Source organism: Paenisporosarcina sp. P4_E4_2, assembly GCF_056401595.1.
Window position 1 is genome coordinate 1 of record NZ_JBFUJC010000076.1, and the last position, 10,893, is coordinate 10,893.

At 40.4% G+C, this 10,893-nt stretch carries 10 protein-coding genes; 5 read left to right on the forward strand and 5 right to left on the reverse strand.

Translation table 11 applies throughout. The features are described from left to right. Together AC1DSB_RS07815 and AC1DSB_RS07820 are read left to right on the forward strand one after the other, a co-directional pair. Positions 1 to 1,468, forward strand: a 1,468-nt coding sequence (locus tag AC1DSB_RS07815) for a fumarate hydratase (protein ID WP_477586338.1), incomplete at its 5' end; no start/stop codon positions are given. A 151-nt stretch (positions 1,469 to 1,619) separates the two neighbouring features. Further along, on the forward strand, positions 1,620 to 3,527 hold the full coding sequence (locus AC1DSB_RS07820; protein ID WP_477586340.1) for a heavy metal translocating P-type ATPase: 1,908 nt from the start codon (positions 1,620 to 1,622) through the stop codon (positions 3,525 to 3,527). 499 nt (positions 3,528 to 4,026) lie between these two features. On the opposite strand, the gene AC1DSB_RS07825 is transcribed toward AC1DSB_RS07820, so the two are convergent. Next, positions 4,027 to 5,004: a YihY/virulence factor BrkB family protein gene (locus AC1DSB_RS07825; protein WP_016429249.1), complete on the reverse strand. Its 978-nt coding sequence runs from the start codon at positions 5,002 to 5,004 to the stop codon at positions 4,027 to 4,029. 16 nt (positions 5,005 to 5,020) lie between these two features. Further along, the gene (locus tag AC1DSB_RS07830; RefSeq protein ID WP_016429250.1) at positions 5,021 to 5,431 is read right to left on the reverse strand and encodes a YtxH domain-containing protein; all 411 of its coding nucleotides are present in this window, start codon (positions 5,429 to 5,431) and stop codon (positions 5,021 to 5,023) included. A 143-nt stretch (positions 5,432 to 5,574) separates the two neighbouring features. On the opposite strand from AC1DSB_RS07830, the gene AC1DSB_RS07835 reads away from it, so the two are divergent. Next, the gene (locus tag AC1DSB_RS07835) at positions 5,575 to 5,796 is read left to right on the forward strand and encodes a DUF1128 domain-containing protein (protein ID WP_477531736.1); all 222 of its coding nucleotides are present in this window, start codon (positions 5,575 to 5,577) and stop codon (positions 5,794 to 5,796) included. Positions 5,797 to 6,195: 399 nt separating this feature from the next. Here the strand turns inward: AC1DSB_RS07835 and AC1DSB_RS07840 are convergent, their stop codons facing one another. The 3 genes from AC1DSB_RS07840 to AC1DSB_RS07850 all read right to left on the reverse strand — a co-directional run bounded on the left by AC1DSB_RS07840 (position 6,196) and on the right by AC1DSB_RS07850 (position 9,059). Next, positions 6,196 to 6,786, reverse strand: coding sequence for a hypothetical protein (locus tag AC1DSB_RS07840; protein ID WP_016429253.1), 591 nt, complete (start codon positions 6,784 to 6,786; stop codon positions 6,196 to 6,198). Positions 6,787 to 7,043: 257 nt separating this feature from the next. Then, positions 7,044 to 7,964 carry a pseudouridine-5'-phosphate glycosidase gene (locus AC1DSB_RS07845; protein WP_477586342.1) on the reverse strand — a complete coding sequence of 307 codons (921 nt, stop codon included), beginning with the start codon at positions 7,962 to 7,964 and terminating at the stop codon, positions 7,044 to 7,046. Continuing rightward, positions 7,965 to 9,059: a carbohydrate kinase gene (locus AC1DSB_RS07850; protein ID WP_477531735.1), complete on the reverse strand. Its 1,095-nt coding sequence runs from the start codon at positions 9,057 to 9,059 to the stop codon at positions 7,965 to 7,967. A 172-nt stretch (positions 9,060 to 9,231) separates the two neighbouring features. On the opposite strand from AC1DSB_RS07850, the gene AC1DSB_RS07855 reads away from it, so the two are divergent. Beyond that, positions 9,232 to 10,464, forward strand: a complete 1,233-nt coding sequence (locus AC1DSB_RS07855; RefSeq protein WP_477586344.1) for an aminopeptidase — start codon at positions 9,232 to 9,234, stop codon at positions 10,462 to 10,464. A gap of 101 nt (positions 10,465 to 10,565) precedes the next feature. After that, positions 10,566 to 10,706 carry a hypothetical protein gene (locus tag AC1DSB_RS07860; RefSeq protein ID WP_016429257.1) on the forward strand — a complete coding sequence of 47 codons (141 nt, stop codon included), beginning with the start codon at positions 10,566 to 10,568 and terminating at the stop codon, positions 10,704 to 10,706. The last annotated feature ends 187 nt before the right edge of the window (positions 10,707 to 10,893 follow it).

The window sequence follows — 10,893 nt, forward strand, 5'->3', positions numbered from 1 at the left end:
GCGTCGTGCAGTCCGCAAAGCTAAAGCGGCGGAAAATGCGGGCACTCGCGCTGCGATGAGTTTGGATACAATCACCAACAATATTCAAATGGCGGACGAAAATGTCTCCCCTATTTGTCAGGATACTGGGTTGCCTACTTTTAAAATCAAAACGCCAATTGGGGTTAACCAACTTGAAATAAAAGCGGCAATCAAACGTGCGATGGTTACTGCTACGAAAACTGGTAAACTGCGTCCTAATGCAGTAGATTCATTGACTGGTGAAAACAGTGGCGATAACTTGGGCGAAGGTGTTCCAGTTGTGAAGTTTGAGCAATGGGAAAAAGATTACATAGAAATGAAGCTTATCCTTAAAGGTGGCGGATGTGAAAATAAAAACATTCAGTACAGCCTCCCTGCACAACTTGAAGGAATCGGTAAAGCAGGACGTGACCTGGATGGCATTCGCAAATGTATTCTTCACTCAGTCTATCAAGCACAAGGTCAAGGGTGTTCAGCAGGATTCATTGGTGTCGGAATTGGTGGCGACCGTGCTTCTGGATATGACTTAGCCAAAGAACAATTATTCCGCTCTGTGGATGACGTGAACCCTAACGCGCAACTCTCTGAACTTGAAGAATACATTGTAGAAAAAGCTAATACACTTGGCATTGGCACGATGGGCTTTGGTGGAGAAGCTACTTTACTAGGTTGTAAGATTGGTGTCATGCACCGTATTCCGGCAAGTTTCTTTGTTTCCGTAGCTTACAACTGTTGGGCTTACCGTCGATTGGCGATCAACATTAACCCTGCGACTGGTGAAATCAATGAATGGCAATATCAAGAAGGCGAAAAAGTTGAGTTTAAAGACTCAGGTACAGGTCAATCTGCTGAAGAAGCAACATCTCGCATTGTCGAACTGCGTGCACCAATCAGCGAAGAAGAAATTCGCCAATTAAAAGTCGGCGATGTCGTGAACATCAGCGGGATGATGTATACAGGACGTGACGCGATTCATAAATATTTATCCGAAAATGATGCACCAATAGATTTGAATGGTCAAATCATTTATCACTGTGGTCCGGTTGTTTTGAAAGATGACGAAGGCAAATGGCATATTAAAGCAGCTGGTCCGACTACATCCATTCGTGAAGAGCCTTACCAAGGCGACATCATGAAAAAATTCGGCATTCGTGCGGTTATGGGTAAAGGCGGCATGGGACCAAAAACACTGGAAGCACTTAATGAACACGGCGGAGTATATTTAAATGCAATTGGTGGAGCTGCTCAATACTATGCGGATTGTATAAAAGATGTTGAGGGCGTAGATTTAATGCAATTTGGTATTCCTGAAGCGATGTGGCATTTGCGTGTTGAAGACTTCACGGCGGTCGTTACAATGGATTCACACGGCAATAGCTTACATGCAGATGTAGATAAATCATCTCTTGAAAAATTAGCCCAATACAGTGAGCCTGTCTATAAGTAATCCAATAGATTGCCTGTTTAAAAACTTCTATGTTATAATGATTATTAATTAATAAAAATTCTAATAAATGCTGGTATTCCCTTTGGGAGTGCCAGCTTTTCGTACATTTTAGGGACTATGATTTTGATTTTCATTATCAGGAGGAATGTAAATGAGAGCAAAAGAGCAAAATATTTCACTGACAATGTTCAGTCGCATCAAACCACATGCCGAATTGATTGCAGCACTTTTATCAGGTGTATTAATTGTAATCGCTTGGCTGATCGGAAAAGGCGAGGAAAGCTCCTTATCCATTTCTATCTATTTAATCGCCTTTCTAATTGGCGGTTACGCTAAGGCGAAGGAAGGCATTTTACACACAGTGCACAACAAAGAATTAAACGTTGAGTTACTGATGATTTTTGCCGCAATTGGCTCATCCATTATTGGCTATTGGACGGAAGGTGCGGTCCTAATTTTCATTTTTGCACTAAGTGGGGCTTTGGAAACTTACACGATGAATAAAAGCCAACGCGAATTATCAGCATTAATGAAGTTACAACCAGAGGAAGCATGRCTGCTGGATGAAAACGGGCAATCAAAGCGTGTCGCTGTAGAGGAGTTGCAAATAGGAAACCTCCTGCTTGTAAAACCGGGTGATCGCATTCCCGTAGATAGCACTATCGTTAGTGGTAATACTTTGGTAGATGAAGCTGCAATCAGTGGGGAATCCATTCCTGTATCAAAACAACCAGGTGACCATTTATTTGCCGGTACTGTTAATTTAAATGGTGTCATGACAATTGAAATGAACAAGTTAAGCAGTGAATCGCTCGTACAAAAAATTATCGAACTTGTGCAATCGGCGCAAAGTGAAAAATCACCGGCACAACAATTTATAGAGAAGTTTGAGAGTCGGTACGTAAAGATTGTTCTAATCTCGGTAGGCATCATGATGTTTCTCCCCCACTTCCTATTTGACTGGGACTGGACGACGACATTTTACCGGGCGATGGTACTACTCGTAGTAGCATCACCTTGTGCACTCGTTGCATCGATTATGCCAGCAACTCTTTCAGCCATTTCAAATGGTGCCAAAAACGGATTATTGTTCAAAGGCGGCGTTCATTTAGAGAATGTGGGTTCCATGAAAGCAATCGCACTCGATAAAACGGGCACGCTCTCTCAAGGAAAGCCCGAAGTGACTGATTTCATCGTTCGTGAAGGCATGGATGAAACCTCAGTTCTGACAGACTGGGCAAGTATTGAATCGCAATCAACGCATCCACTTGCAAAGGCAATTACTAAATTTGCGGTTAATCAAGGGATTGTCACTTCACCTATTTCGAATATGAAAGATGTTCCCGGTTGGGGGATACATGCAACGATTGGAACGAAACAATGGAAAGTTGGAAAACCGAGTTACGTAGGAACAGATGCAGCCATGAAGTTTCATGATGGCATTGCTTCTAAATTGACCGAACAAGGAAAGACAGTTGTATTCGCAGCAGATATCGATGGGATCATTGCCATTGCTGCATTAAGAGACCAAGTTCGACCTGAAGCAAAAGAAGCTATTGCTTTACTTCGTGAATCAGGTATCTATACGATTATGCTGACAGGCGACAATGAACGAACAGCAAAAGTAATTGCTGAAGAAGCTGGCGTGGATCAATACATTGCCGAATGCTTGCCAGAGACAAAAGTGAGCCATATGAAAGAACTACTTTTGAAATACGAAAATGTTGGGATGGTTGGCGACGGCATAAATGATGCCCCTGCTTTGGCAACTGCAACGATTGGAATTGCTATGGGTGAAGGGACGGATGTGGCATTGGAAACTGCTGATGTCGTCCTCATGAAAAATGAATTGTCTAGAATCAATTATGCTGTCCGCTTGTCTCGTAAAATGAATCGGATTGTTAAGCAAAATGTATTTTTCTCCATTACCGTTATTGTCATTTTAATCATCAGCAATTTCTTTCAAATGATAAATTTACCTTTGGGGGTCATTGGACATGAGGGCAGTACGATTCTAGTAATCTTGAACAGTTTACGTCTACTGAATCGGAACATATAAAAAGCAGGAGCGTCTATACGACAGCTCCTGCTTAGCTTGTTGACAAAAGAATAATAATTAATATAAAAGTATAAAAATTGAGTTCTTATTTTTTGCACTCTATCGAAATAGATTGTGGTCGGCTATTTCTTTCGCTTTCCGCGGACGAAACGCTAGCCTCCTCGGCTCAGCTGTCTATGACAGCTGAACCTGTGGAGTCTAACTTGTTTCATTTTTCCGCAGGAGTCTTCRGAAATAGCCAACCACCTTCCAACKTAYATATTTTGCAGAGACACACTTACAGAAGCAATTTCTTTTGATTGGAGTGGAGGCGGCGACTTCAGCGGGAACAGCACGAGCTGAAGACCCCGCAGGAACGTAGTGACGAGGAGACTGAAGCCGTGCCCGCGAAACGCGTCCGCCGCAATGGAAATCAACGTTTTCTTGCATAGGCTCTTTTTCAATAGTATACAGTTATATTCACTCATTTTTTCTTTGTCTACAGTCTGAGCAGGAGCGTTTATACGACAGCTCCTGCTTTTTTCATGGCCAGTTTTTCTTTTCGTTCCTGTATCACGGCATTGATTTGTCCCCCGACCATCAAGATGATTCCGGAAAAATAAAGCCACATCATCAACACTATGATTCCACCAATACTTCCATATGTAGCTGAGTAATTGGCAAAGCTACTAACATATAATGAGAATCCAAGGGAAACAATGATCCAGCCTAGTGTTGCAAAGATTGCGCCAGGAATTACACTTTTCAAATACAACTTGCGATTTGGGGCAATCCAGTATAACAACATAAAGACGATAAAAATCATGACAGGTGGAATGGTCCATCTTATATTATTCCATACTTCCAAAAATCCTTGTTCGTAGCCGAGATAAGAGAATATGAAAGTACCAATTTGTTTGCCAAATACCGGCAATACAAGTGCAATTACAAATAACATAATGAGCAATAAAGTGAAAATAACGGATATACCTCTTGCTATGAAGAAAGGTCTTGTTTCTACCAAATCATATGAACGGTTAAATGATTTTATCAATGCGTTCATCCCATTCGATGCAGACCAAATGGTAGCAAGAATCCCGATTGATAATAAACCACCGTTGCGGTTATTGAGCACTTCATTCAAAGTGCCATCAATCAGCGTGTATACTTCAACAGGTGCATATGTACGTAAAATATTAAAGAGTTGATCCTCCTGCAAATTCAAATACGGCAACAAGGTCACCAAAAAAATCAGCAAAGGGAATAGCGATAATAAAAAGAAGAACGCAAGTTGTGCCCCTAAGCCTGATACGTCCACATGTTGAATGCGAGCAATTAATTCTTGAAAGAATCCTTTTGATGATGTGACATCAAAAGGATGCTTAGGTTCTTTATTTTTTTTCTTAAATTGCATCAATTTCAGCTTACTTAAGAAATTCCCTGACGACTTGGTTTTTTGACTACCTCTAGGTTGAATTGGAATATCTTCGTTAGCCATGTCATCGTTCCCTTCCTTATGAGAAATATTTCTCTTCGTATACATGCTCAGGTAAAACCGGCATAGTGAATTCATCTTCATCGTCTTTTACAATGGTTTTGTACTCTTCTTTAGAGTGTTCGAATGCTTCTTTTGTATCTGTTACCAACGTTTTCACTTGTGGTGTCAAGATTTTCATTTCTTCCACTTTCCCTGATAAATATTTAGCATCTTGGGATATCTGAGTATAAACCGTCTGTAGAACTTCTGCTTTTTCCTGTAATTTCATTATCAGGTCATCACGGTTTTTTGAATAATATTTCACGTCAGAAGATACCGTTTTCAATTTATATTTAACCTCTTCACGTGTCGCACGATCAAATAAACTGATCCCCGCTCCTGCCAATGCTCCAACAACCATGCCTTTAAATAATTTGCTTTCCTTCATATAAAAACCTCCTAAGTAGTAATAATCATTGTGCTTTAATATACCCAACTCTTTCTTCATTAAAACAATATGTGAATTGGATTTGACAATCTTTCTGTCCCATGAAATGATTAACCATATTGTCCGAAAGGCAGGAATCCCAAATGAACTTAACTCAACCTTCACAAGAAAATGTGGAATACATGATTGAACAAATAAAAGAAAAACTTCGTATGGTCAATGTTGATGCCATGAAATCTGAGCATTTTGATGACTCTCAGTATGAAGATTTACACGATTTGTATGCCATGGTCATGAAGCGTGATTCATTCAGTCCAAGCGAAATGCAAGCAATCGCATCAGAGTTAGGTTCATTACGTAAATAATTTTTTAAAAAACTTAGCGAACTTTTTTAGCCGAGAACCTCTAGTCTTGTTGACTTAGAGGTCTTTTTATATTGCTCAGCAAAACCAACTGCCTTCTCTGATGACAATCTGCATGCCCAATAATGTTAAATTAGCGTCAGTTCGCCATTGCTCCCATTGCTCTTTTTGAGGCAATAGATGTATATTTTCGAATGAACGGAAGAAACTATTGAAAACCGCTACACGCACTAGCTTCAAAGCAAAGTGTTAAGCCCCAATGCCACCACCAGTGATAAAAACATCCTTCTTCACGCTCATCCCCTCCATACTATTAAGTTCCTCAATTACTGATTGACAAAACTTTTGAATATATAAAAAAACACCATTCAAATTTGAATGGTGTTCATAGACTTATCATTATCAATAACAAGGAGGGCAGGAAAACTGGGCGACGATGGCTTCAGAAATTTCGTCTGCCATATGGAGTGCCTGTAATTCGTATAGGTCGAATGTGTTGATTGAAGCGGTATAATTTTTTTCAAGCAAATAAGTCGTTACTGCTGTAAGTAACTCCAAATGTTTGTACATCATTTCCTGCATTTCATGTTTCGTGATAAAAGGATTAATCATACTCAAAAATTCAGCAATGTCATCTGCATTGGCGTACCACTTTTTATTAATGGCTTCAAAGCTTTTCGTATCTCCCGCTTTTGCCGCTTTCACCAGATCGGCTGCAAGAACCAGATGTTCCTTAATCAACTCACTGTAACGGTCTCCCGCTTCCTTTCCGTAATAAGGCACGAGTGCATCTCCCATCTCGGGGGCGTTTCGTAATAATCGCGCCAGCACCATCTCCAGGTCGGGTGAATCGTTTATCAATGCAATCACGGCCGCTCTTGTCCAGTATACATGCTGTGACCAAAGTAAACGCATCGTATTACGCAGTTCTAGTTCTGCACGACTGAGACATGGATTAAGAGGGGCGACGTATTGATTAATATTCGAATACATTTCATTACCTCCAATTGTTAATCTATGTATCGTATTCCGTATAGGCATTCGACGTTCGCGTTTCTGCAAAAAAAATTAATAGAAGGAATTTTTGTTTTTGTCGTTTATTTCCGTTCAAATTGGTTTCTTCCTGTAGAAAGTCATTTTATTACCGGTCGTTACCCGTGTATTCCCTCTCAACCTCTCTTTATTCCCTTTCACTCATTTTCTTCCACTAAACATAAAAAAGCCTTCGCAAGGAAGGCTTCTCTAGGAAATTACACATTCATTAAATTTTGATACGCCACGGCAATGCCTGTACCAACAACTGCATTATGTTTAACCAAGGCAATATTTGCTTCCAAACTCTTGCCTTCCGTTAATTCTTTCACTTTTCCAAGTAAAAATGGCGTGACGTTTTTTCCAGCAATGCCGTTTTCGTCTGCTTCTGCCAATGCTTTTTCAATAATCTCAGTAATAAAGGACTCTTCCATTGCATCTTCTTCACGAATTGGATTGGCGATGACTGCTCCACCCTTCAGATTCAATGTCCATTTTGCTCTCAACATTTCGGCTACTGTTTGTGCATCATCCGCACGGAAATTCACTCCAAATGGACTCGTTCGCGTATAGAATGCCGGTAAAGAATCCGTTTGATACCCAACAACCGGTACACCTTTCGTCTCCAAATATTCCAGTGTGAGGCCAATATCCAAAATCGATTTTGCGCCTGCACAAATGACCGCTACATTCGTTTGTGCCAATTCTTCCAAATCTGCTGAAATGTCCATCGTTGTTTCAGCACCACGATGTACGCCGCCGATTCCTCCTGTAACAAATACATGAATACCAGCTAAATCAGCACAAATCATGGTCGCCGCTACCGTTGTTGCACCTTTTTGTTTAGTTGCCAATAAGTATGGCAAGTCACGACGTGATGCCTTGGCTACGTCTGGACTGTTTCCAAGCACTTCTAATTCTTCATCATTTAAGCCGATTTTGATTTGACYGTCCAATATGGCAATCGTTGCTGGTACTGCTCCATTGTCACGAATCAGTTGTTCCACTTCTTTTGCCGTAATTACGTTTTGTGGGTACGGCATCCCGTGAGAAATGATAGTCGACTCCAGAGCGACGACTGCTTTACCTGTCTCCAGTGCTTCTTTTACCTCGGTTGAATAAGATATGTATTGTTTCATTTATAATTCCTCCATTTCTTTTATTAAACGTGTTGCTGAAAGTTCGGTTCTTACCGTGTAAGGAGATGCTAATGTTTTGGAAGCATTCATCAGACCTGCTTGAATCGATTGAGGTAGTGATAAACCCTCCAACCAACTATGTAGCGTTGCCCCAACAAAGGCATCACCAGCTCCAGTAACATCTTCTAGCGAAGAAGCTTTTACGGCCGGCATGTGACGTACACCGTCTTCAGCGGAACCAAAATAAACTCCATTGCTTCCAGTTGTAATGACTGCATACTTTGCACCTTTAGCTAAAAGATCCAATACCGCTTCATGATATTCCTCATTCGTTTTAATCGTCTTTTTCAAATACATTTCGGCTTCATCTAGGTTACATAAGACCCAAGTGACACCATGTAGTTCATCGGGCATGCGATTCATTTTTGGTGAGGAAACAGGCACGATCGCCAATGGAATATGATTGTCAAAAGCAAATCGCTGTATAAACTGTACCGTTTCTTTTGGACAGTTTAAGTCAATAACAATAAGTGTTGAACCACTTAACAGCATTTCATAGGTTTGTAGATAGGCAGGTGTCAATTCTTCATACACGTCCATATTGGCAATAGCCAGAACCAACTCCCCTGAAGGATCCAGGATTGCCGAGTAAGAACCCGTAGTGTGATTTGGGAGCTGCTCGATGGATTGCAAGTTCATAAAGCTTTGCGAAGCCGTTTCGATTGTATGCCAATCTGCGTCTTTACCTGCAGTTGTAAAAAGACGCACTTTATGTCCTAAGCGTCCTAAATTTTCAGCGATATTCCGTGAAACACCACCTACACTTTCAATCGCATTCGCTGGATTCGATGTTCCCAGTTGAACATTTTGTTGCAAATGGAATTTACGGTCAACGTTGGCGCCACCAATACAATGAATTTCCCGTTCTTCATGCAAGACATACGCTCTTCCCGCAATCTTTCCTTGTTTCATTAAACCTGAAATTAAATTAGCTAACGCGGGTCTTGAAATGTTCAACGTTTCCGCCATTTCTTTTTGGGTCAAAAATGGATTTTGGCGAATCATCTCAATGATCGCCTGTTCTTTTTCATTCATCACATCACCTCTTTAAACATTTGTTTATAATATAAACTTTTGTGAAGGCGATTACAATACTTAATTTTCAAAATACCAAACTATTCTTTCGAATTACGATTATTGCAATTGATTTACTGCTTCGAATATTGCTACTATAGAAGCAGACTGGACGAAAAAGGAGAATTTTTAAATGACATCATTTAATGAGAAATTAACGAAGTACGCTGAGTTAGCTGTCAAAGTCGGAGTTAACATTCAGCCGGGACAAAGTTTATACATTACAGCATCAATTGATAATCCTGAATTTGTACGTTTATTAACTAAAACAGCTTATGAAGTTGGCGCAAAACAAGTTTATGTGGACTGGACGGACGACGTCATTACTCGCACAAAATTTGAAATGGCTCCAAGTGCTTCTTTCGAGGAATTCCCAGCATGGAAAATTCAAGAACGTGAACAGCTTGCGGATCAAGGTGCAGCGTTCATGAATGTGATATCTTCAAGCCCTGATTTACTTAAAGGAATTGAGTCTTCCCGCATTGCTGCATTCCAAAAAGCTGCTGGGACCGCTTTATCGAAATATCGTCAATACGTTCAATCGGACAAAATCAGTTGGACAGTAATTGCAGCTCCTTCTAAAGCTTGGGCAGCGAAATTGTTCCCTGAAGTTGCTGAAGATGAGCAAGTTTCTACATTATGGGAAGCAATTTTTAAAGCTGTGCGTGCAGATGTTGAGTCTCCTATCGAAGCTTGGAAAAAACACGATGAAACTCTTCATGAAAAAGTTGATTATTTAAACGAAAAAAAATATCACAAGTTACACTACACTGCACCGGGTACTGATCTTACAATTGAACTTCCTAAAGGCCATTTATGGTGTGGGGCTGGAAGCGTAAACGAAAAAGGCGATTCTTTCATGGCAAACATGCCAACTGAAGAAGTATTTACAGTTCCATTGAAAACTGGTGTGGATGGAGTTGTTGTTAGCTCTAAACCTTTAAGCTACGGCGGAAACATTATTGACGATTTCAAAATCACGTTTGAAAAAGGACGCATTGTGAAAGTGGAAGCTGCAGAAGGACAAGAAGTATTACAACAATTGGTGGATACGGATGAAGGCGCGAAGTATTTAGGAGAAGTTGCATTGGTACCTCACCAATCCCCTATCTCTGAATCCGGATTACTTTTCTACAACACTCTGTATGATGAAAATGCGTCAAACCATCTTGCAATCGGAAGCGCTTATGCATTCTGTTTAGACGGCGGCAAAAAGATGTCTCAAGAAGAACTCGCGGAGAACGGCTTAAACCAAAGCATTACACACGTGGACTTCATGATTGGTTCTGAGCAAATGGACATTGATGGAATTTTGGAAGACGGCTCTCGTGAAGCGATATTCCGTGCAGGTAACTGGGCGTTTTAATGAACAATTTTCGACAATTGGTAAAATACCTTCAAGAATGCACTCTCCTCCTGTATACTGATAACTATTGAACAAATAGGTTAGTAGAAAGGAGAGTTCTCATGACTTTCGGGATTATAATTGTTATTGGCTTTATGATTATTATTGGGATAACTGGTCAATTCGTTATGCATTTCTTGGGTAGAGCTTTAGTTTCTCATGACGCAGAAATAATCGATCCAAAACCTAATACAAAGTATTAATCATATAAAGCAATCGTCTACAGACGATTGCTTTTTGTTATGATTTAACTTTTCGTTTACATTTACACTACACGAGTATAACGATAATGTGACAAAATCCTACAAGATACTTAATTCCCCCCTCCTCTCTATACCATATGTCACAGGAAATTCTGCAACATTTGACAACTCCCATTAAGTACCATAT

What these genes read in the sequence shown, in the direction of transcription:
- AC1DSB_RS07825 (WP_016429249.1), bottom strand. Translation starts at nt 5,004, where the DNA reads ATGGCTAACGAAGATATTCCAATTCAACCTAGAGGTAGTCAAAAAACC.
- AC1DSB_RS07830 (WP_016429250.1), bottom strand. Translation starts at nt 5,431, where the DNA reads ATGAAGGAAAGCAAATTATTTAAAGGCATGGTTGTTGGAGCATTGGCA.
- AC1DSB_RS07835 (WP_477531736.1), top strand. Translation starts at nt 5,575, where the DNA reads ATGAACTTAACTCAACCTTCACAAGAAAATGTGGAATACATGATTGAA.
- AC1DSB_RS07840 (WP_016429253.1), bottom strand. Translation starts at nt 6,786, where the DNA reads ATGTATTCGAATATTAATCAATACGTCGCCCCTCTTAATCCATGTCTC.
- AC1DSB_RS07850 (WP_477531735.1), bottom strand. Translation starts at nt 9,059, where the DNA reads ATGAATGAAAAAGAACAGGCGATCATTGAGATGATTCGCCAAAATCCA.
- AC1DSB_RS07855 (WP_477586344.1), top strand. Translation starts at nt 9,232, where the DNA reads ATGACATCATTTAATGAGAAATTAACGAAGTACGCTGAGTTAGCTGTC.
- AC1DSB_RS07860 (WP_016429257.1), top strand. Translation starts at nt 10,566, where the DNA reads ATGACTTTCGGGATTATAATTGTTATTGGCTTTATGATTATTATTGGG.